The organism is Nocardiopsis sp. NPDC055824 (genome assembly GCF_053616335.1).
Map to the genome: position 1 here is coordinate 1 of NZ_JBSHDN010000126.1, position 19159 is coordinate 19159.

Below are 19159 nucleotides of genomic sequence, written 5' to 3' on the forward strand. Positions count from 1 at the left end.
GGCCTGTCAGCTCTTGAGGAACTCGAGCAGGTCGCGGTTGAACTTCTCCTTGTCGCCGGGGGCCAGGGCGATGCCGTGGGAACCGCCCTCGTACACCTTGAGTGTGGCGTCGGCGATGATCTTGGCGGACTTGCGGCCGGTGGCGTCGATGGGGACGACCTGGTCGTCGTCGCCGTGCACCACCAGGGTGGGGACGTCGAAGCTGCGCAGGTCCTGGGTGAAGTCGGTGTAGCCGAAGGCGTCGACGCATTTGACGCCGGCCTGGATGGACTGGTGCATGGCCATGAACCAGAAGGCGTCCTTGTTGCCCTGGGTGACCTTGTTGCCGGGGCGGTTGGCGCCGAAGAACCCCTCGGCGGTGTCCTTCCAGAACTGGGAGCGTTCGGTGAGGATGCCGTTCTTGATGCCGGTGAGGACGTTCTCGGGGACGCCTTCGGGGTTGGTGTCGGACTTGATCATGATGGGCGGGACGGCGGAGAGCAGGACCGCCTGGCGGACCCTGCGGGTGCCGTGGCGGCCGATGTAGCGGGCGAGTTCGCCGCCTCCCATGGAGTGCGCGACCAGGGTGGTGTCCTGCAGGTCGAGCTGGTTCATGAGCTCGTCGAGGTCGTCGGCGAAGGTGTCGAAGTCGTAGCCGTCCCAGGGCTGGTCGGAGCGGCCGTGCCCGCGCCGGTCGTGGGCGATGCCGCGGAACCCGTTGTCGGCCACCCACTTCATCTGGTCCTCCCACGCGTCGGCGTTGAGCGGCCATCCGTGGATGAACACGACCGGGCGCCCGCTGCCCCAGTCCTTGTAGTGGATCCCGACGTTGTCGCGTGTGGTGATGCGGCCCATGGGTGGCGCCCCCTTGTGCGTGGTGTTTCGGGTGTGGTGCGCCGGGTGGGGCGCACCGTCGCCGAGTCGATCACGGTGGGGCGGGGTGGTGAACCCGTTGGTGGGAAAGGCTGGGGAAAGTCCGGTTTGGGGTTCTCAGATGGCCATGAGGGCGTGGGCGGTGTCGTCGGTGAGGTCGGCGCGGTCGCCGCTGTGGACGATGCGGCCCGCGTCGATGACGGTGACGGTGTCGGCCAGGCGCAGGGCCAGGTCGAGGTACTGCTCGACGAGCAGGACGGTGATGCCCTGGGCGGCGATGTCGGTGACGGCCTGTTCGATCTCGGCGACGATGGAGGGCTGGATGCCTTCGGTGGGTTCGTCGAGGATGAGCAGGGTGGGGTCGGTGACCAGGGCGCGGGCGATGGCGAGTTGTTGGGCCTGGCCTCCGGACAGGAGTCCGGCGCGGCGGTGCAGGAGGGGTTGGAGGCGGGGGAAGCGGTCCAGGGCGGCGTCGATGAGTTCGGGGCCGCCTCGTCGTGTGGCCCGGTGGGCGAGGTGGAGGTTGTCGGCGACGGTGAGGGGGGCGAAGGTGGCGTGGCCCTGGGGGGCGTAGGCGAGGCCGTTGCGGGTGCGGGTGTGCGGGGGGTGGCGGGTGATGTCGGTGCCGTTGTGGGTGATGGTGCCGGCGGTGGGGGTGAGGAGTCCGGCGATGGTGTTGAGGAGGGTGGTTTTTCCGACGCCGTTGCGGCCCATGACGCAGGCGATGGTGCCGGTGTCGATGGTGAGGTCGATGTCGAACAGGACGCGGGCGCGCCCGTAGCCGGCGTGGAGGCCGTGGATGCTCAGGTGGGGGGTGTTCACGGGCGGGTCTCCTGGGGGGTGCGGCCGAGGTAGACCTCTTGGACGCGGGGGTCGTTCTGGACGGTGGCCAGGTCGCCGTGGGTGAGGATGCGTCCTTCGTGCAGGACGGTGACCTGGCGGGCGTAGCGGCGCAGGAAGTCCATGTCGTGTTCGATGACGACGACGGTGTGGTCGGCGGCGATCCGGGTGAGGAGTTCGCCGGTGCGGGTGCGCTCTGCGGCGCTCATGCCGGCGACGGGTTCGTCCAGCAGGAGGAGCCTGGGGTGTTGGGCCAGGAGCATGGCGATCTCCAGCCATTGGCGTTGGCCGTGGGAGAGGGTGCCGGCGAGGGCGTGGGTGTGGGGGGTCAGGCCGACGCGTTCGAGGAGGTCGGGGACCTCGGGGTGGGGGGTGCGCGGGCGGCGCAGGAGTTGCCAGGGGCGCAGGCGGAAGGACGCGGCCAGGTCGACGTTGTCGGCGACGGTGAGGTGTTCGAAGACGACGCTGGTCTGGAAGGTGCGGCCGATGCCGGCGCGGACGATGTGGTGTTCGCTGCGTTTGTTGAGGGTGTGGCCGTTGAAGGTGATGGTGCCGCTGGTGGGGCGGGTGCGGCCGGTGATGGTGTCGATGAGGGTGGTTTTTCCGGCGCCGTTGGGGCCGATGAGGAAGCGGAGTTCGCCGTGGTCGAGGGTGAGGTCGATGTGGTCCAGGGCGGTGAAGGCGCCGAAGGTGACGGTGAGGTCGCGGATGTCGAGCAGGGTCATGGGGTGCTCCCGGCGGTGGCGGTCTCCTGGGCGGGCGCGGGGGTGCGTGGGCGGCGCAGGGCGGCTCGGGCGGTGTGGGCGAGTCCGGCCAGGCCGTGGGGGGCCAGGGCGATGACGACGACGAACAGGGCGCCCTGGAGGTAGGTCCAGCCTCCGGTGAAGGTTTCGGAGAAGGTGGTCTGGGCGGTGTTCATGATGAGTGCTCCGGCGGCGGCTCCGGCGAGGGAGTGGCGGCCGCCGATGGCCACGGCCAGGACCATCATGATCGAGGGGACGACGCCGATGAGGGTGGGGGAGATGATGCCCATGACGGGGACGAAGAGTGCTCCGGCGGCGCCGGCGGCGGTGGCGGAGAGGGCGTAGGCGAGGGTTTTGGCCCAGGTGGGGTCGTAGCCGAGGTAGCGGACGCGGTCCTCGCCGTCGCGGATGGCGATGAGGAGTCTGCCGTAGCGGCTGTGGGTGAGGTGGCGCAGGAGCAGGTAGGTGGCGGCCAGGGTCAGGACGGTGAGGGTGTAGAGGGTGGTCTGGGCGGTGGGGGTGTAGAGGCTGTGGCCGGCGAAGACGGGGAAGTCGGTGAGTCCGTTGGAGCCGCCGGTGAGGTGTTGTTGGCCGATGAGGAGGATGACGAAGGCGGCGGCCAGGGCCTGGTTGAGGAGGGCGAAGTAGGCGCCGCGTACGCGTTGGCGGAACACGGACCAGCCCAGGAGGGTGGCCAGGGCGGCGGGCAGGAGCAGTGCGGCCGTGACGGCGGCGGCGGGGTGGGTGAGGGCCTGCCAGAACCAGGGGAGTTCGGTGCGCCCGGACCAGGCCATGAACTGGGGGAGTCGGCCGCGGGTGAGGGGGTCGGCGGCGGTGGCGGCCAGGGTCAGGTGGATGGCCATGGCGTAGGCGCCCAGGCCGAAGTAGACGCCGTGGCCGAGGGTGAGCATGCCGCCGCGGCCCCAGGCCAGGGCGATGCCCAGGGCGACGATGGAGTAGCACAGGTACTGGGTGAGGAGGTTGAGGCGGAAGGGTTCGAGGAGGTGGGGGAGGAGCAGCAGGGCGGCGGCGAGCAGGGCGAGGAAGGTGGCGGGGCCGCGCAGGCGGGCCAGGGGTGTGCGCCGCCCGGGCGCGGGGGTGGGGGTCATGTCAGCGCTCTTGTCTTGACGGTGAACAGTCCCTGGGGGCGGGCCTGGAGGAAGGCGATGATGGCGGCGAAGACGAGGAGTTTGGCCAGGGAGGCGTCGGTCCAGGCCTGGGCGGTGGCGTTGAGTATGCCCAGGGCGAAGGCGGCCAGGACGGTGCCGCGGAGCCGGCCCAGGCCGCCGATGACCACGACGAGGAACGCGTCGACGATGTAGTTGGCGCCCAGGGTGGGGCCGGTGGGTCCGATGAGGGTGAGGGCGACCCCGGCGACACCGGCCAGGCCGGAGCCGATGAAGAAGGTGGTGGCGTCGACCTTGCGGGTGTTGATGCCGCTGACGCCGGCCAGGTCGCGGTTGTGGATGACGGCGCGCATCTGGCGCCCCTGGTGGGTGCGGTGCAGGTAGTGGGCGATGGCCAGGACGCAGACCAGGGCCAGGGCGAGGATGAACAGGCGTGAGTGGTGCAGGCGGATGCCGCCGGGCAGGGTGGTGCCGTCGGTGAGCCAGCCGGGTGCGGGGACGTCGACGTTGGGTGCGCCGAAGGTGTCGCGTGCGGCCTGTTGGAGGATCATGCCGATGCCGAAGGTGAGCAGGAGGGTGTCCAGGGGGCGCCCGTAGAAGTGGCGGATGAGGCCGAGTTCGAGGAGCCAGCCCAGGGTGCCGGTGAGGGTGAAGGCCAGGGGGAGGGCGGCGATGAGGGACCAGGTGGGGTCCAGGCCGGCCCAGGCGTGCAGGACGTAGGCGGTGTAGGCGCCGACCATGATGAATTCGCCGTGGGCCATGTTGATGACGCCCATCTGGCCGAAGGTGAAGTTCAGGCCCAGGGCGGCCAGGAGGAGGACGGCGCCGATGGCCAGTCCGGTGGGGAGTTGGTTGACGAGGGCGTCCACCGCGGCTCCTTGTGGGGTCGGGGACGGCCGGGGCGGGCCCGCGGGGGTCGGGGCCCGGCCGCCGTGCGGTGGTCTCAGCCGGTGAGGGCGGCGGCCCAGTCGTAGCCTTCGAGGTAGGGGTCGGGGGTGATGGGCTGGGGGGAGGACCAGATCTCGTCGATGAGGCCCTGGTCGTTGACCTGGCCGATGCGGGCCGTCTTGACGACGTGCTGGGTGGCGCCGTCGATGGTGATGGTGCCTTCGGGGGCTTCGAAGGTGGTGCCGTCCAGGGCCTGGCGGACGTCGGCGACCTCGAAGCTGCCGGCTACCTCGACGGCGGCCCTCCACAGGTGGACGGCGTTGTAGGCGGACTGCATGGGGTCGGAGGTGACCCGTTCTTCGCCGTAGGCGTCGGTGAAGGCCTCGACGAAACCGGTGTTGGTGTCGGTGGGGGTGCTCTGGTAGTAGTTCCAGGCGGTGAGGTGGCCGGTGATGTTGTCGGCGCCGATGCCCTCGATCTCCTCCTCGGCGACGCTGACGCTCAGGACGGGGGTGTCCTGGGCGCTGACCCCGGCCGAGCGCAGCTGTTGGAAGAAGCTGACGTTGGAGTCGCCGTTGAGGGTGTTGAAGACGGCGTCGGGTGCGGTGCGGGCGATGTCGTCGGTGATGGTGGAGTACTCGGTGTGGCCCAGGGGTGTGTACTCCTGGGCGATGACGTCCATGTCGTGGGCCTGGGCGTAGGCGGTGATGATCTGGTTGGCGGTGCGCGGGAAGACGTAGTCGGAGCCGACGAGGTAGAGGCTGGTGTGGCCTTCTTCGCGCAGGTAGTCCAGGGCGGGGATGATCTGCTGGTTGGTGGTGGCGCCGGTGTAGACGATGTTGGGGGAGGCTTCGAGGCCTTCGTACTGGACCGGGTACCACAGCAGGCCGTCGTTGCGTTCGAAGACGGGGAGCATCGCCTTGCGGGAGGCGGAGGTCCAGCCGCCGAAGACGGTGGCGACGCCGTCGGACTGGAGGAGTTTTTGGGCGCGTTCGGCGAAGGTGGCCTCGTCGGAGGCGCCGTCCTCGACGATGGGTTCGATCTGGCGTCCCAGGACGCCGCCGTCGGCGTTGATCTCGTCGATGGCGAGTTGGACGGCGTCGTGGACGGTGACCTCGCTGATGGCCATGGTGCCCGAGAGTGAGTGGAGCAGGCCGACGGTGACGGTGTCGTCGTCGGTTCCGGTTCCGGCGGGGGCGCAGGCGGTGGCGGTCAGGGCCAGGGCGAGTGCGGTGGCGGCCAGGGGTGTTGTGCGCGGGCGGGTGCGTGCCACGTGTGCCCATCTCCTAGGGGGTCGGGGGTGGGGGTGCACCTAGGAGGCTGGTGTCGGGGTGTTTCGTGGGGCGTGCCCGGTGGTTACGTATACATGTCGGTATCCGGTGGGTGGTTAAATCGCGTTTTTCGGGGGCGGGGGGCGTGTGGTGGCGGCGAGCAGGTGGTGGCCGGTGCCGTCGCAGTGGGGGCAGGGGTGCGGTGCCAGGGCCTGGTCCCCGAGGTCGGGTGCGGGGTGGTCGGGGTCGTGTGTGTGGGCGGGGGAGTCGGGGCCGGTGAGGGTGAGGTGGGCCAGGAGTGCCACGCGTGTACCGCTGCCCAGGCAGCTGCGGCACAGGGTTCGGATGAGCATGTGCGCAGAATAGGTGGTGTGTGCGTGGTGGTGGGAGTGAACGGCCGAGCTTGTCGGGTTTTGTGCGTCTGTTGGTGCGGTGTGGGGGGCGGGAGTTCGGCGGGTGCGGGCGGTGTGCGGGGCCGGCGGTTCCGGCGAGCGGGCCGGGGGCGGCGGGCGTCGTGGGGGCGGGGTCGGCCGGGCGCGGGGCGGTGGTGCGGCAGGGGACCGGGATCGGTGGGGGCGGCTCATTCGAACTCGCCATGGGCCGGGTGACTCCGCCCCGACGGGGGCTCGAGAGCTCTGACTTGACATAATGTGCATTATCGGCGATATGGGCAGGGTAGCGGGAAGGGGTTGGAATGCCCGCGTGTGCGGGCTTTCCGCGTTTCCGGCCGCCGCTGCGCCGGGCGGGCCGTGTGCGCTCGCCTCGCGTCGGCGCGGCGGCGGCGTATCGGGCCCGTGGGCGCTGGGCGTCGCCGTCGGTGCGCCGGGTGCTCCGGGGCGAACTCTCCGGGCTGTCGTCCGTCCACAGGTCCTGTGCCGGTCTGGTGCGGGCGCGGCGTGGCGGGTTAGCGTGGATCCGGGGGCGCCTGCGGCCTCGTTGCCGGGGCGTGCCGCCCCCGAATCCCAGTATCCGCAGGTCGTTGGGTGTGCGGCAAGGGTCGTTCGGGGCCTGTGGACGGCCGGCCCGGTCCGGGGTCGGCCGCGGGTCAGGGCGTCGACGCCCCCGGGGCCGCCCGGTGCGGTGCTCCGGGTGTCGGGAGGTCCTGGCGGTGCGGTGTCCTGGGGTCGAGCGGCCCCGCGTGCAGGCCCCGGTGTGCAGGTTTTGGAGGCCGTCCCCCGCAAGGCCGAGCCCGATCTCTCCATGTTTGATGCATAAACCGTGTTATGCATGATTTTGGTGAACTTTGCAGACACCTGAGTGGTTTGTGGTGATCTCCTGGTCGGCCGTCGCCTCGACCGGCCCCCACCCCCTCGTCGCCTCGACCGGCCCCTGTCCCCTCCGCGTTCCCCGAGCCCCCGCCCGCAACCCCGGCGCCGCGCGGGCCCGGACCCCGGTCCCGCCTCCCCCGCCCTTCCCGCGCACTCGGCCGTCAGGTCGCACCGCGGCCGCCCCTCCCCCGCCACAGGAGCCACCCATGACAGGACTCACGAACAGTTACACCAACGACACCCGAAGGAGTGGCGGCGTCGTGGTCAAACACCACCTCGGCCCCGGCGCCGCGCGGCGCCGGGACACCGAGGCCCTCGCCCTGCGCGCCGCTGCCGGTTCGGTGCCCGTTCCCGCGCTCCTGGACCCCGCGCCGGGCGCCGACGGCCGCGGTTCCGAGGGCCTTGGGGGAACGGTCCCGCCCCTGCGCACCGCGTTCGTCGAGGCCGTCCATGCCAAGGACCTGTGGGCGCGCGGGTGCGCCGAGCAGGTCATGGCCGCCTGCGGGCGGGTGCTGCGCCTGGTGCACGCCCTGGACCCCGCGCTGCTTCCCGGTCCCGGGCCGCTGCCGGGGCAGGTGTTCGTGCACGGGGACTTCGGTCCCAACAACGTCCTGATGGAGCCCTGCGGCGGGAGGGTGGCGGCCGTCCTGGACTGGGAGTGGGCGCACCCGGGGGCGCCGGTGGAGGACCTTGCCTGGTGTGAGTGGGTGGTGCGCACCTACCATCCGGGCGAGGTCGGGGCGCTGGAGGCGTTCTTCGCCGCGTACGGGGTGCGTCCGGCGTGGGCCGAGCGCCACGCGTGGATGGTGCGCCGCTGCGAGGAGGTGGCCGCGTTCTGGGAGGAGTGGAGGCCCCTCTCCCCCACCACGGGGGTGCGCCGTGCCCAGTCGGCGGCCACGCGGGCCTGGCGGGGGTGAGGCCGGGGCAGCTCCTGCCCCGGTCGGGCCCTTCCCCGGGGCGCGGCCCCCTCCTCTGCCGGTGCCGCACGCGGAGGACCGTGTGCGGCACCGGGTTCCCGGCGCGGCCCCTCCCCTGCCGTGGGGGTCCTGGTGCTCTGTGCTCGGCCGGCGTCGAACGCCTTCCTGACGGTCAGGGTGTCCTCGTACAGGTGCATGCGGCGGGCGTTTCCCGGTCCGGTATCTGGGCAGGCGCTGCCAGGAGATCTGAGCGGGTGGTGGCGCCGGGGCGCCGGTGGGTTCGCGGCGTGTCCGTCCGGTGCGCGGGTGGCGGGCGGGTCCTGTCCCGGAGGCCGTGGGTCCGCCCCGGCCGCTCACGGCACCGCCTTGTGGGGAGGCACACGGTATGGCCCTTGACCATGACGAGTTGCGGCGTGTCGACGCGTACTGGCGTGCGGCGAACTACCTGTCGGTGGGGCAGATCTACCTGCTGGACAATCCTCTGCTGCGGGAGGAGTTGCGGCCCGAGCACATCAAGCCGCGGCTGCTGGGGCACTGGGGCACCACCCCGGGGCTGAACTTCTGTTACGCGCACCTGAACCGGGTGATCAGGGAGCGCGACCTGGACATGGTCTACGTGATGGGTCCGGGGCACGGGGGGCCGGCGGCGGTGGCGAACGCGTGGTTGGAGGGCGGTTACACCGAGGTGTATCCGCACATCACGCGGGACGAGGAGGGGATGCGGCGGTTGTTCCGCCAGTTCTCGTTTCCGGGGGGTGTGCCCAGTCATGTGGCGCCGGAGACGCCGGGGTCGATCCATGAGGGCGGTGAGCTGGGGTATTCGCTGGTGCACGCGTTCGGTGCGGCCTTCGACAATCCGGATCTGGTGGTCTCGTGCGTGGTGGGTGACGGTGAGGCCGAGACGGGGCCGTTGGCGGGCAGCTGGCATTCCAACAAGTTCCTGGACCCGGTGCGGGACGGGGCGGTGCTGCCGATCCTGCACCTGAACGGGTACAAGATCGCGAATCCGACGGTGTTGGCGCGGATCCCGGAGGAGGAGCTCCTCAAGCAGTTGGAGGGGTTCGGGTACCGGCCGCTGGTGGTCGCCGGTGATGATCCGGTGTACATGCACCGTCGTATGGCGCAGGTGCTGGACGAGGCGTTGGAGGAGATCGCGCGGATCCAGCGGGTGGCGCGGTCCTCGGGTCTGGAGGGGCGTCCGGTGTGGCCGATGGTGGTGCTGCGTTCGCCCAAGGGGTGGACGGGGCCGCGGGAGGTCGACGGGGTGGCGGTGGAGGGGACGTGGCGCTCGCACCAGGTGCCGATGGGGCAGGTGCGTGCCAACGCCGAGCACCGGCGGATGCTGCAGGAGTGGATGCGCTCCTACCGGCCGGAGGAGTTGTTCGGGGGGTCAGGGGCCCCGGTGGCGGAGGTGCGGGAGTGGGCGCCGGCGGGGGCGCGGCGGATGAGTGCGAATCCGCATGCCAACGGCGGGTCGCTGTTGCGGGACCTGGTGGTGCCGGACTTTCGCGAGTACGGGGTGCGGGTGTCGGGGAACGGCAAGCAGAGCAGTGAGGCGACGCGGGTGCTGGGGCACTTCCTGCGTGATGTGCTGCGCCGCAACCCGGACTCGTTCCGGATCATGGGGCCGGACGAGACGGCGTCGAACCGGTTGGCGCCGGTGTTGGAGGCCTCGGACAAGGTGTGGCAGGCGCAGGTGCTGGCCTCGGACGAGCACCTGGGGCGGCACGGGCGTGTGATGGAGGTGCTCAGTGAGCACCTGTGCCAGGGGTGGTTGGAGGGGTACCTGCTGACGGGGCGGCACGGGTTGTTCAACTGCTACGAGGCGTTCGTGCACATCGTGGATGCGATGTTCAACCAGCATGCGAAGTGGTTGAAGGTGACGCGGGGGCTGCCGTGGCGGCGGCCGATCGCGTCGTTGAACTATCTGTTGACGTCGCATGTGTGGCGTCAGGACCACAACGGTTTCACGCATCAGGATCCGGGGTTTCTGGATGTGGTGCTGAACAAGCCGGCGGAGGTGGTGCGGGTGTATCTGCCGCCGGACGCGAACACGTTGTTGTCGGTGGCCGACCACTGTCTGCGTTCGCGGGACTACGTGAACGTGGTGGTGGCGGGCAAGCAGCCTGCTCTGGACTTCTTGTCGGTGGAGGAGGCGGTGGCGCACTGTACGCGCGGGATCGGGATCTGGGAGTGGGCGAGCACGGGCGCGGGTGAGGATCCGGACGTGGTGTTGGCGTGTGCGGGTGATGTGCCGACGTTGGAGACGCTGGCGGCGGCGGACCTGTTGCGGCAGCTGTTCCCGGAGTTGCGGGTGCGGGTGGTCAATGTGGTGGACCTGATGAGGTTGCAGCCGCCGAGCGCGCATCCGCACGGGTTGCCCGATGCGGAGTACGAGGCGCTGTTCCCGGTGGGCACGCCGGTGGTCTTCGCGTTCCACGGGTATCCGTGGCTGGTGCACCGGCTGGCGTACCGGCGTGCGGGGCACGGGGACCTGCATGTGCGCGGGTACAGGGAGGAGGGCACCACGACGACGCCGTTCGACATGGTGATGCTCAACGACCTGGACCGGTTCCACCTGGTGATGGATGTGATCGACCGGGTTGCGGGGTTGGGCGGGCGTGCGGCGGGGGTGCGTCAGCGGATGGTGGACGAGCGTCTGCGGCACCGGGCGTACACGCGGGAGTTCGGTGAGGATCCGGTGGAGGTGCGTGAGTGGGTGTGGCCGTACTGATGCGTGTTCTGGTGGTCAACGCGGGGTCCTCGAGTCTGAAGTTGAGTGTGGTGGGGCCGCGGGAGGAGGTGTTGGCGTCGGAGTCGGTGCCGGTGCGGCGCGGTGTGTGGGACCGGGGTGCGGTGCGGGCGGTGTTGGAGGGGTTTCCGGCGGTGGAGGCGGTGGGGCACCGGGTGGTGCACGGGGGGCGCGAGTTCGTGTCGCCGGTGCGGTTGGATGCGCGGGTGGTGGGGCGGTTGAGGGCGTTGGGGGATCTGGCGCCGTTGCACCAGCCCAAGTCGTTGGCGGGGATCGAGGCGGTCGAGGGGGTGCTGCCGGGGCTGCCGGCGGTGGCGTGTTTCGACACGGCCTTTCACGCGGGGATGCCGCAGGAGGCGTCGACGTATGCGGTGCCGGAGCGGTGGCGGCGTGAGTGGGGGGTGCGGCGGTTCGGGTTCCACGGGCTCTCGCACGCGTATGCGTGGCGTCGGGCGGTGGAGGTGGCCGGTGGTGTGCGGCGTGTGGTGACGGCGCATCTGGGGGCGGGGGCGTCGTTGGCGGCGGTGCTGGAGGGGCGTGGTGTGGATACGACGATGGGGTTCACGCCGTTGGAGGGGCTGGTGATGGCGACGCGGTCGGGGAGTGTGGATCCGGGGATGGTGTTGTGGCTGCACCAGCATGCGGGGTTGGCGGTGGAGGAGATCGCGGAGGCGTTGGAGCACGAGTCGGGGGTGTTGGCGTTGGCGGGGTCGGCGGACATGCGTGAGGTGTTGGGGCGTGTGGACGCGGAGGCGGTGCTGGCGGCGGGGGTGTATGTGCACCGGTTGCGTGCGGGGGTGGCGGCGATGGCGGCGTCGTTGGGCGGGTTGGACGCGTTGGTGTTCACCGGTGGTGTGGGTGAGGGGTCGGCGCTGGTGCGGGCCCGTGTGGCGGAGGGGTTGGGGTTCTTGGGTGTGGAGGTGGATGCGGGGGCGAACGAGGGTGTGGGTGTGGAGGGTGAGGTGAGTGCTGCGGGGGCTGCGGTGCGGACGTTGGTGGTGCACGCGCGTGAGGACGTGGAGGTGGCGCGGGGGGTGCGGGAGGTGGTGGGCGGGGGGTGAGGCGGGTTCTGCGGGGGTGCGGGGTTTTTTCCTGTGCCCCCGTTTTCTGTGCCGTGGGCGGGGGTGCGGGAGGTGGTGGGCCGCTCCCCCGCTCCCCCGCCGGGGCGGAAGGCGGGGGTGTGGAACGGGTGCGGACACCCGGGGTGCGGGGGTGGAAGTGCCCGCGGTATCGGGGATGCTGTGGTCATGGATGTTGAACAGGGGTCCGTGGTCGAGGCCGTGGAGCAGTACCTGGTGGCGCGGCGTGCCGCCAAGCCCTCCCCCCACACGGTGGCCGCCTACCGGCGTGACCTGCTGGGGGTGTTGGCGTGTGTGGGCCGGGTGCGGGGTGTGGATCCGGGTGCGGTGGTGTGGTCGGACCTGGATGCGACGGTGCTGCGGGGGGCGTTCGCGGAGTTCGCGGCCGAGCGTGCGGCCTCCAGTGTGCTGCGGGCGTGGTCGACGTGGAACGGGTTCTTCGCGTTCTGGGTGTCGGAGCGGGTGGTGGCGGGCAATCCGATGTCGGCGGTGCCGCGGCCGCGGGTGCGGCCCTCGGTGCCCAAGCCGCTGATGGGTGAGGACACCCCCGAGCGGTTGTTGGAGGCGTTGGCGCGGGGGGCGCGCAAGGCGCGGGATCCGTGGCCGGAGCGGGATCTGGCGGTGTTGGCGCTGGCGCTGCTGACGGGGATGCGTTCGGCGGAGATGCTGTCGTTGCGGGTGGAGTCGGTGGGGGGCCGTGCCGGGGAGCGGCGTATCCGGGTGGTGGGCAAGGGCGGTGGGGAGAGGTCGCTGCCCATCGAGGTGCCGTTGGAGGTGTTGTTGGAGGCCTATCTGGAGTCGCGGCGGGCGCGGTTCGGGGTGGTGCGGGGGTCGGATCCGTTGTTGGTGGACAACCGGGGTGAGGGGTTGCGCCGGGGTGGGCTGCAGTACCTGGTCAAGCAGTGCTACAGGCATGCGGGTGTGCACGACCGGGTGGCGCGGGGGACGCTGGTGCACGCGTTGCGGCACACGTTCGCGACGCGGTTGGCGGAGGACGGGGCGTCGGTCACCGAGATCATGCGTTTGCTGGGGCATGCGTCGTTGTCGTCGTCGCAGGCCTACATCCAGGTGACGGACCGTGCGCAGCGGGAGGCGGCGGGGGCCAACCGTACCTATGGGGTGTTGCGGCGGTTGGGGGGTGGTGAGGTGGTGGGGTGAGTGGGCGCAGGGGAGCTGCGGGGGTGCGGGGGTGGCTACTCTGTGGGCGTGAATCAGTCGACTTTCGTTGTGTCCACCGTGAACGTCAACGGCCTGCGGGCCGCCGCGAAGAAGGATCCGGGTTTCGTGTCCTGGTTGTCGGCCACCGAGGCCGATGTGGTGTGTGTGCAGGAGACGCGGGCCGAGGCCTCCCAGTTGCCGCAGGAGGTGGTGGCGCCGCAGGGGTGGCATGTGGTGTTGGTTCCGGCGCAGGCCAAGGGGCGGGCCGGTGTGGCGGTGTATTCGCGTGTGGAGCCCGATGCTGTGCGTGTGGGGTTCGGTGAGGCCGAGTTCGAGGGGTCGGGCCGGTATGTGGAGGTGGATCTGGGGGCGGTGACGGTGGCGAGCCTGTACCTGCCCTCGGGTGAGGTGGGCACCCCGCGTCAGGAGGAGAAGGAGCGTTTCATGGAGGCGTTCCTGCCGTATCTGGTGCGGCGGCGCAAGGAGGTGGAGGGGCAGGGGCGCGATCTGGTGGTGTGCGGTGACTGGAACATCGCGCACACCGAGGCGGATCTGAGGAACTGGCGGGGGAACAGGAAGAGTGCGGGGTTCCTGCCCCAGGAGCGGGAGTGGTTGGGGCGGGTCTTCGATGAGGCCGGTTATGTGGACGTGGTGCGGGCGCTGCACCCCGATCAGGAGGGGCCGTACTCGTGGTGGTCCTACCGGGGGCGGGCCTTCGACAACGACACGGGGTGGCGTATCGACTATCAGGTGTGCACGCCGGGGTTGGCGGTGCGGGCGGAGTCGGCCCGGGTGGAGCGGGCGGCCGAGCACGGGGCCCGGTGGTCCGACCATGCGCCGGTGACGGTGCGGTACCGGGCGTAGGGAAGGGGACGGGTCATGGGTGTGCCGATCGTTCTGGTGCATGGTCTGCGGGTGTCGGGGAGTATGTGGCGTCCGCAGGTGGAGTTGTTGGAGGGGCAGGGGTGCACGGTGGTGGCCCCTGATCTTCCCGGGCACGGGTCGCGGCGGGGTGAGGAGTTCTCGCTGGGGCGTGCGGTGGACACGGTGCTGGAGGCGATCGACGGTGTGGGCGGTCGGGCTCTGCTGGTGGGGTTGAGTCTGGGCGGTTTCGTGTCGATCGCGGCTGCGGGTGCGGCGCCGGGTCGTGTGGCGGGGCTGGTGGCGGCGAGTTGTACGGCCAAGCCGGCGCAGTCGTTGGCGCAGGTGTACCGGATTCCGGCGGTGCTGATGGATCGGCTGCCGGACAAGGGGGCGACGCTCAATGAGCGGTTCCACCGGTTGACGTTGCGTGATGGTGCGGCGGAGGCGGTGTTGGACGGCGGTCTGGCGGTGGAGGCGGCCACGGCGGTGATCGACGCGGTCTCGGAGATGGATCCGTTGTCGGCGCTGGCCTCGTACAAGGGGCCGGTGTGGTTGATCAACGGTGCGCGGGACCATTTCCGGATCCATGAGAAGCAGTTCTTCGACGCGTGTGCGGACGGGCGGTTGGTGAATGTGCCGCGGGCTGGGCACATGGTGAGTCTGGACCAGCCGGTGAACTTCTCGCGGATCGTGGCCGATGCGGCGGATGTGGTGGCGGTGCGTGAGCGGGCTGTGGAGGGTGGTGGGGGTTCGCCGCGGGCGGTGGAGGCCGACGGGGCGGGGTGAGCGGGGGTGTGCGGGGGGTGGGCCGGTGGCCCGCCCCCCGTTTTTTCGTGTGCGGGGTCAGGGGCTGTCGGAGGGGTGGGGTTCGGTCTGTTCGTGGGGGGCGGGGCGTTGCTGGGGTGGGCGGTGGGGGTGGGGGTTGTGGCCGGGCAGGACGGGGAGGCGGAAGTAGATCATGGGGTTGTGGTGGCCGGTGCGGACGGGTTCGTCCAGGCCGAGTTCGCGTTTGAGGTCCTGGATGGCCTGGTGGGTGTGGGGTGCGCGGGCGCTGGAGGCGGTGAAGAAGGGGGTGGTGTTGGTGGTGAGCCATTTGAGGACGATGGCGCCTTCGGTGAAGGGCAGGGCGTGGCGTTGGTGGAAGACGTCGTGGATGCTGACGGGGATGTGGGCGGGCAGGGCGGGCAGGAGGTGGTGCAGGTACCAGCGGGCGAACCAGCCGTTGTGGGCGGCGTCGATGAACAGGTAGTCGGTGTCGGAGGGGATGTGGGCGATCTTGGCGCGTACGTCGCCCTTGGTGAAGGTCCACCGGTTCTGGGCCAGGTGTGGGGGGACGTGGCGGGGGGCGTGGTCGATGATGTCGAAGGAGTAGAGGTGGCCGGTGCCGTTGTCGCGCAGGGCGGACAGGATCCAGGTGGTGGACCAGCCGTAGTAGGTGCCGATCTCGACGGTGTGGGCGGGGGTGTGTTCGCGCAGGAGCAGGTAGGTGATCTCTGCTTCGATGTCGTCGAGTTGGGGGGTCATGGGGGGGTCGGCGGCCTGGTGGTGGGCGCGCATCTGGTCGCGTACGCGGGCGAGGTCGTCGCGGTGGGTGCGGTACAGGCTGCTGATGTGGTCGATGTCGATCGCTGACGCGGTTGGCATGCTTCCCCCGTGTGGCTGTCGCGTCCAGAACCTTTTGATGACTGAACGTAGCAGTGTTATCACCCTGTGTTTGCGCAAGGGTGGGTGTGTCGTGGTGTCGGGCGGGGTCAGGGGCCGGTGTTGGGGCGGATGAGTCCGGCGTCGTAGGCGGCGATGACGGCTTGGGTGCGGTCGCGGGCGCCGAGTTTGGTGAGGGTGTTGGAGACGTGGGTCTTGACGGTCTGCACCCCCAGGAAGAGGCGGTCGGCGATCTCGGCGTTGGTCATGCCCTGGGCCATGAGGGTGAGGGTCTGGGATTCGCGTTCGGTGAGGGTGGCGACCGCGCGTGCGGCGGGGGTGGGGGCGGCGGGCCGGGTGGCGGCCAGGTGGCGCAGGGCGGTGGGGAAGAGCAGGGTCTGGCCGCGGTGGGCGATGCGCAGGGCGGCGAGGATGTCCTCGGGCGGGGTGCGCTTGAGGAGGAAGCCGACGGCTCCGGCGCGCAGGGCGTCCCAGACGTGGTCGTCGTTGTCGAAGGTGGTGAGGACGATGACGCGGGGCGGGTCGGTGAGGGTGGTGTGCAGGGTGCGGGTGGCCTGGATGCCGTCCAGGTGGGGCATGCGCACGTCCATCAGGACCAGGTCGGGGCGGGTGCGGCGCACGAGGTCGGGGACCTCGGAGCCGTCGGCGGCCTGGCCGGTGACCTCCATGTCGGGTTCGGCGTCGATGAGGGCGGCCAGGCCGGCGCGGATGAGTGCTTCGTCGTCGACCAGGTTGATGCCGATCACGGTTGTTCTTTCCATGTCAGGTGCAGGGTGAGCTGCCAGGTGCGGTCGTGGGGGCGGGCGGTGAGGGTGCCGCCGAGCAGGTGGGCGCGTTCGCGCATGCCGGTGATGCCGCGTCCGCCGCGGGGGCGGCGGAGGGTGCGGGTGGGGGGCAGGGGGTTGGTGACGGTGAGGGTGAGGCTGGTGGGTGTGGTCTGCAGGCGCAGGGTGAGGGGTTGGCCGGGGGCGTGGCGCAGGGCGTTGGTGAGGGCCTCCTGGCTGATGCGGTAGGTCTCGCGGGAGAGCAGGGCGGGGACGCGGGCGGGGTCGCCGCTGACGTGGCAGGTCAGGTCGGTGCCGGTGTGCTGGGTGGCGTGGGCCAGGTGGGGCAGGTGGGTCAGGTCGGGGGGTGTGGTGCGGGGGGCGGCGGTGTCCTCGCGCAGCAGGCCCAGGGCGTGGTCGAGGTCGGCGGTGGCGGTGCGGGCCTGGTCGGCGATGTGGGTGAGGGCCTGGCGGGCGAACTCGGGGTCGGTGTCGAGCAGGCGTGCGGCGGTGGCGGCCTGGAGGGTGACCACGGACAGGGCGTGGCCCAGGGAGTCGTGGAGTTCGCGGGCCAGGCGGTTGCGTTCGGCGAGGGTGTGGGCGTGGGCCTGGGCGGCGGCCAGGCGTTCGGTGGGCGAGGGGCCCAGCAGGCGGGGTGCGGCCAGGGCGAGCAGGTGGCCGGCCAGGGCGACGGTGTAGAGGAGGGCGGCGAGCAGGAGCAGGCCCAGCAGGGGGGCGGCCAGGAGCTGGGTGCGGGTGAGTTCTCCGTGGCCGGTGAAGGTCAGGGGGCCCTGGGCGGTGGTGTGGGGGCCGGGGGCCAGGGGCGCGGCGGCCAGGAGGGCGGCTTCGGTGAGGGCGGTCATGGTGAGCAGGCACACGGCCAGGCCCAGGACCATGTGCAGGCACAGGAAGGCGCTGGTGCGGGCGGTGCTGCGCCAAGTGGCGGCGGGTGCGGGCCGCTCGGTGAGGGGTCCGCGCAGCAGGGCGCGGGCCAGGTGGATCTGGGCGTTGCGCACGCCGGGGATGCGGGCGGTGGCGGCGACGGCGGTCAGGGCCAGGGCGGCGGTCAGGACCCAGACGGCGGGGCCGGGGGATGCACCCACGTCGACGGTGCGGCCGTTCTGGGCCAGGAGCGAGGCCAGGACGAGGGCGGCCATGGCGTAGGGGGTCAGGAGCGCGCCGCCGATGACGAGGTGGGCCCAGCGGCGGTAGGTGTGGGCGCTGGTGAGCGGGTGCAGGAGCGGGGTGAGGTGGCGCACGTGGGTGATCGTGGCACAGGCGGGTGGTGGTGCGCCTCCCTCCGGGGGGTGAGGCGGGTGGGGCCGCTCCCCCGGGCGGCGGGGGCGGGGGTGTCGCGCCGACCACATTCGTGGGGTCATGGGCTGTTTATTGTGGGGTCGGTGCACGTGGGGGGCCGGTGCTGCTCCTAGTGTGGGGCTGGTGACGAGCAGTGTGACGCCGCCCGGTGGGGCGGCCAAGGAGACAGGCGACACGGGCGCGGGGCTGGCGCACTCGCTGAGGCGGCGCCACATGGCGCTGATCGCGATCGGCGGGTCGGTGGGCGCGGGGCTGTTCATCGGCTCCGGTGCGGTCATCCGGATGGCGGGGCCGGCGGCGGTGGTGTCCTACGTACTGGCCGGCGCCCTGGTGTTCCTCACCTTGCGCGCCCTGGGCGAGATGGTGGTGGCGGTCCCCGCGGGGGGTTCGTTCTCCGACTACGCCCGGTTGGCGTTCGGCCCCTGGGCGGGGTTCACGATCGGCTGGGTGTACTGGTGGATGTACGCGGTGCTGGTGGCCGCGGAGTCGGTGGCCGGGGCGGCGATCCTGGGCCGGTGGGTGCCGGGGGTGCCCGGGTGGGCACTGGCGCTGCTGGTGCTGTTGTCGATGACGGTCGCCAACCTGGTGTCGGTGCGTTTCTTCGCCGAGACCGAGTCGTTCTTCTCCCTGGTCAAGGTGGCCACGATCGTGGCGTTCCTGCTGATCGGCGGGTTGTGGGCGCTGGGGCTGTGGAGCGGCTCGGACGGGTCGGGGGTCTCCAACCTGTGGGAGCACGGCGGGTTCGCGCCCCAGGGGTGGGTGGCGGTGCTGGCGGCCACGGTCGTGGTGCTGTTCGCCTTCGGCGGGGTGGAGATCATCACCGTGGCGGCGGGTGAGAGCGCCGAGCCCGAGCGGGGTGTGGCCTCGGCGGTGACCAACGTGCTGTGGCGGATCGGGCTGTTCTACGTGGCCTCGATCGTGGTCGTGGTGATGGTGCTGCCCTGGCACACGGTGGACCCGGCCCTGAGCCCGTTCGTGGCGGTGATGGAGCGCGTGGGGGTGCCGGGCGCGGCGCTGATCATGGAGGTGGTGGTCTTCGTGGCGGTGCTGAGCGTGCTGAACGCGGCGATGTACACCTCCTCGCGGATGCTGTTCACGCTCACGCGCCAGGGGGACGCCCCGCGGGTGCTGCGGGGGGTGAACCGGCGCGGTGTGCCGGTGCGGGCGATCCTGCTGGGCACGGTGGTGGGGTACGCGGCGGCGGTGGCCGACTACCTGTGGCCGGGCCGGGTGTTCCCGTTCCTGGTGGCCTCGATCGGCGCGATCCTGCTGATCCTGTTCCTGACGATCTGCGCCTCCCAGCTGGTGCTGGGTGGGCGGGTGCGCCGTCGTGAGCCCGAGCGCCTGTCGTTGCGGATGTGGGCGTTCCCGTATCTGACGTGGGTTGTGCTGGCGGGGCTGGTGACGATCTTCGTGGCGATGGTGGTGATCCCCGACCAGCGCCAGGCGCTGTGGGCGTCGGTGGGTTCGGTGGTGGTGGCGCTGGTGGCGTACGCGTTCCGGCGCCGGTGGGGGGCCAGGCCCTCGGACCGGGTGCTGGAGCTGGCGGGCCGGCCCGGGGCGGAGGGGCTCAGGCGCGATCCCGCGGCCCCTTGAGGGGGTGCGGGGCCGGTGGTGGCCGGCCCTGTGGTGTGCGGCGGGGGCCGTCGTCCGGGTG

General features: G+C 71.3%; 17 protein-coding genes. 7 read left to right on the top strand and 10 right to left on the bottom strand.

Features of this window, described 5'->3' with window-relative positions; all coding sequences use genetic code 11:
- Positions 1 to 6 precede the first annotated feature (6 nt).
- From ACWGL3_RS21995 to ACWGL3_RS22025, 7 genes are all read right to left on the bottom strand, one after another.
- A complete protein-coding gene (locus ACWGL3_RS21995; RefSeq protein ID WP_452461734.1) occupies positions 7 to 834 on the bottom strand; it encodes an alpha/beta fold hydrolase in 828 nt (275 codons plus the stop codon).
- A gap of 135 nt (positions 835 to 969) precedes the next feature.
- On the bottom strand, positions 970 to 1674 hold the full coding sequence (locus tag ACWGL3_RS22000) for an ABC transporter ATP-binding protein (RefSeq protein WP_267949943.1): 705 nt from the start codon (positions 1672 to 1674) through the stop codon (positions 970 to 972).
- Positions 1671 to 2417, bottom strand: coding sequence for an urea ABC transporter ATP-binding protein UrtD (gene urtD, locus ACWGL3_RS22005; RefSeq protein ID WP_267949944.1), 747 nt, complete (start codon positions 2415 to 2417; stop codon positions 1671 to 1673). The genes ACWGL3_RS22000 and urtD overlap by 4 nt, the downstream gene beginning before the upstream one ends.
- Positions 2414 to 3544: an urea ABC transporter permease subunit UrtC gene (gene urtC / locus ACWGL3_RS22010; RefSeq protein WP_452461735.1), complete on the bottom strand. Its 1131-nt coding sequence runs from the start codon at positions 3542 to 3544 to the stop codon at positions 2414 to 2416. Before urtC ends, urtD begins: the two co-directional genes overlap by 4 nt.
- Positions 3541 to 4431 carry an urea ABC transporter permease subunit UrtB gene (urtB, locus tag ACWGL3_RS22015; protein ID WP_267949946.1) on the bottom strand — a complete coding sequence of 297 codons (891 nt, stop codon included), beginning with the start codon at positions 4429 to 4431 and terminating at the stop codon, positions 3541 to 3543. The genes urtC and urtB overlap by 4 nt, the downstream gene beginning before the upstream one ends.
- A gap of 74 nt (positions 4432 to 4505) precedes the next feature.
- The gene (gene urtA / locus ACWGL3_RS22020) at positions 4506 to 5723 is read right to left on the bottom strand and encodes an urea ABC transporter substrate-binding protein (RefSeq protein WP_452461736.1); all 1218 of its coding nucleotides are present in this window, start codon (positions 5721 to 5723) and stop codon (positions 4506 to 4508) included.
- 114 nt (positions 5724 to 5837) lie between these two features.
- Entirely contained in the window at positions 5838 to 6074 is a 237-nt protein-coding gene (locus ACWGL3_RS22025) for a hypothetical protein (protein WP_267949948.1), read from the bottom strand.
- A 1121-nt stretch (positions 6075 to 7195) separates the two neighbouring features.
- On the opposite strand from ACWGL3_RS22025, the gene ACWGL3_RS22030 reads away from it, so the two are divergent.
- The 6 genes from ACWGL3_RS22030 (at position 7196) to ACWGL3_RS22055 (ending at position 14545) form a co-directional block, all read left to right on the top strand.
- On the top strand, positions 7196 to 7906 hold the full coding sequence (locus ACWGL3_RS22030) for a phosphotransferase family protein (RefSeq protein ID WP_452461737.1): 711 nt from the start codon (positions 7196 to 7198) through the stop codon (positions 7904 to 7906).
- A gap of 385 nt (positions 7907 to 8291) precedes the next feature.
- Positions 8292 to 10640 carry a phosphoketolase family protein gene (locus ACWGL3_RS22035; protein WP_352982622.1) on the top strand — a complete coding sequence of 783 codons (2349 nt, stop codon included), beginning with the start codon at positions 8292 to 8294 and terminating at the stop codon, positions 10638 to 10640.
- Positions 10640 to 11719, top strand: a complete 1080-nt coding sequence (locus tag ACWGL3_RS22040) for an acetate/propionate family kinase (RefSeq protein WP_267950377.1) — start codon at positions 10640 to 10642, stop codon at positions 11717 to 11719. Before ACWGL3_RS22035 ends, ACWGL3_RS22040 begins: the two co-directional genes overlap by 1 nt.
- A gap of 186 nt (positions 11720 to 11905) precedes the next feature.
- Entirely contained in the window at positions 11906 to 12895 is a 990-nt protein-coding gene (locus ACWGL3_RS22045; RefSeq protein ID WP_267949951.1) for a tyrosine-type recombinase/integrase, read from the top strand.
- A gap of 69 nt (positions 12896 to 12964) precedes the next feature.
- Complete coding sequence (locus ACWGL3_RS22050; RefSeq protein WP_452461738.1) at positions 12965 to 13759, top strand: exodeoxyribonuclease III; 795 nt, start codon at positions 12965 to 12967, stop codon at positions 13757 to 13759.
- Positions 13760 to 13774: 15 nt separating this feature from the next.
- A complete protein-coding gene (locus ACWGL3_RS22055) occupies positions 13775 to 14545 on the top strand; it encodes an alpha/beta fold hydrolase (protein WP_344180484.1) in 771 nt (256 codons plus the stop codon).
- A gap of 57 nt (positions 14546 to 14602) precedes the next feature.
- Here the strand turns inward: ACWGL3_RS22055 and ACWGL3_RS22060 are convergent, their stop codons facing one another.
- From ACWGL3_RS22060 to ACWGL3_RS22070, 3 genes are all read right to left on the bottom strand, one after another.
- Positions 14603 to 15403, bottom strand: coding sequence for a class I SAM-dependent methyltransferase (locus ACWGL3_RS22060; protein WP_267949954.1), 801 nt, complete (start codon positions 15401 to 15403; stop codon positions 14603 to 14605).
- Positions 15404 to 15510: 107 nt separating this feature from the next.
- The gene (locus tag ACWGL3_RS22065; protein ID WP_267949955.1) at positions 15511 to 16167 is read right to left on the bottom strand and encodes a response regulator; all 657 of its coding nucleotides are present in this window, start codon (positions 16165 to 16167) and stop codon (positions 15511 to 15513) included.
- On the bottom strand, positions 16164 to 17444 hold the full coding sequence (locus ACWGL3_RS22070) for a sensor histidine kinase (RefSeq protein WP_267949956.1): 1281 nt from the start codon (positions 17442 to 17444) through the stop codon (positions 16164 to 16166). Before ACWGL3_RS22070 ends, ACWGL3_RS22065 begins: the two co-directional genes overlap by 4 nt.
- A gap of 271 nt (positions 17445 to 17715) precedes the next feature.
- Here ACWGL3_RS22070 and ACWGL3_RS22075 point away from each other — a divergent pair, with 271 nt between their 5' ends.
- A complete protein-coding gene (locus tag ACWGL3_RS22075; RefSeq protein WP_452461739.1) occupies positions 17716 to 19098 on the top strand; it encodes an amino acid permease in 1383 nt (460 codons plus the stop codon).
- The last annotated feature ends 61 nt before the right edge of the window (positions 19099 to 19159 follow it).

Bases quoted from the DNA above. Each gene is read 5' to 3' on its own strand.
- ACWGL3_RS21995 (WP_452461734.1), bottom strand. From the start codon at position 834: ATGGGCCGCATCACCACACGCGACAACGTCGGGATCCACTACAAGGAC.
- urtD (WP_267949944.1), bottom strand. From the start codon at position 2,417: ATGACCCTGCTCGACATCCGCGACCTCACCGTCACCTTCGGCGCCTTC.
- urtC (WP_452461735.1), bottom strand. From the start codon at position 3,544: ATGACCCCCACCCCCGCGCCCGGGCGGCGCACACCCCTGGCCCGCCTG.
- ACWGL3_RS22025 (WP_267949948.1), bottom strand. From the start codon at position 6,074: ATGCTCATCCGAACCCTGTGCCGCAGCTGCCTGGGCAGCGGTACACGC.
- ACWGL3_RS22030 (WP_452461737.1), top strand. From the start codon at position 7,196: ATGACAGGACTCACGAACAGTTACACCAACGACACCCGAAGGAGTGGC.
- ACWGL3_RS22035 (WP_352982622.1), top strand. From the start codon at position 8,292: ATGGCCCTTGACCATGACGAGTTGCGGCGTGTCGACGCGTACTGGCGT.
- ACWGL3_RS22040 (WP_267950377.1), top strand. From the start codon at position 10,640: ATGCGTGTTCTGGTGGTCAACGCGGGGTCCTCGAGTCTGAAGTTGAGT.
- ACWGL3_RS22045 (WP_267949951.1), top strand. From the start codon at position 11,906: ATGGATGTTGAACAGGGGTCCGTGGTCGAGGCCGTGGAGCAGTACCTG.
- ACWGL3_RS22055 (WP_344180484.1), top strand. From the start codon at position 13,775: ATGGGTGTGCCGATCGTTCTGGTGCATGGTCTGCGGGTGTCGGGGAGT.
- ACWGL3_RS22060 (WP_267949954.1), bottom strand. From the start codon at position 15,403: ATGCCAACCGCGTCAGCGATCGACATCGACCACATCAGCAGCCTGTAC.
- ACWGL3_RS22075 (WP_452461739.1), top strand. From the start codon at position 17,716: ATGGCGCTGATCGCGATCGGCGGGTCGGTGGGCGCGGGGCTGTTCATC.